The 802-nt window shown below is 62.1% G+C and carries 2 protein-coding genes; both read left to right on the forward strand.

Translation table 11 applies throughout. The features are described from left to right. Positions 1-261 (forward strand): ubiquinol-cytochrome c reductase iron-sulfur subunit (gene petA / locus NKJ15_RS32900; protein ID WP_352819853.1); only part of this gene is annotated, 261 nt, incomplete at its 5' end. A gap of 16 nt (positions 262-277) precedes the next feature. Next, a partial coding sequence (locus tag NKJ15_RS32905; protein WP_352819855.1) for a cytochrome b occupies positions 278-802 on the forward strand: 525 nt, incomplete at its 3' end.

Raw genomic sequence — 802 nt, forward strand, 5'->3', positions numbered from 1 at the left:
GCCAACCTGCCGGCCGACGCGCCGGCAACCGACGCCAACCGGACCACGCCGGGCAAGGAAGCCTGGATGGTGATGGTCCAGGTCTGCACCCATCTTGGCTGCATCCCGCTCGGCCAGGAAGGCGATTTCGGCGGCTGGTTCTGCCCATGCCACGGTTCGCAATACGATACGGCCGGCCGCATCCGAAAGGGACCGGCGCCGGAGAACATGGCGGTGCCGGTGTTTCAATTCGTTTCCGACACCAAGATCCGTATCGGCTGAGGCAAGGGATATTTCGATGAGCGAGGGACACTCGACCTATACGCCCAAGACCGGTATCGAACGCTGGTTCGATTCCCGCATGCCGCTGCCGCGGCTGGTCTATGACAGCTTCATCGCCTATCCGGTGCCGCGCAACCTGAACTATGCCTGGACCTTCGGCGGCATCCTTGCGCTTATGTTGGCGGCGCAGATCCTGACCGGTATCGTGCTGGCCATGCACTATGCGGCCGACAGCACTCTCGCCTTCGATTCGGTCGAAAAGATCATGCGCGACGTGAATTCGGGCTGGCTGCTGCGCTACCTGCATTCGAACGGCGCGTCGTTCTTCTTCGTCGCCGTCTACATCCATATCTTCCGCGGGCTCTACTACGGCTCCTACAAGGCGCCGCGCGAGCTGCTGTGGATCCTCGGCTGTATCATCTACCTGCTGATGATGGCGACCGGATTCATGGGCTACGTGCTGCCCTGGGGCCAGATGAGCTTCTGGGGCGCCACCGTCATCACCGGTTTCTTCACCGCCATACCTCTGGTCGGCGACTGG

Origin of the sequence: Mesorhizobium sp. M0207 (assembly GCF_040321995.1) — a bacterium.
Lineage (GTDB): Bacteria > Pseudomonadota > Alphaproteobacteria > Rhizobiales > Rhizobiaceae > Mesorhizobium.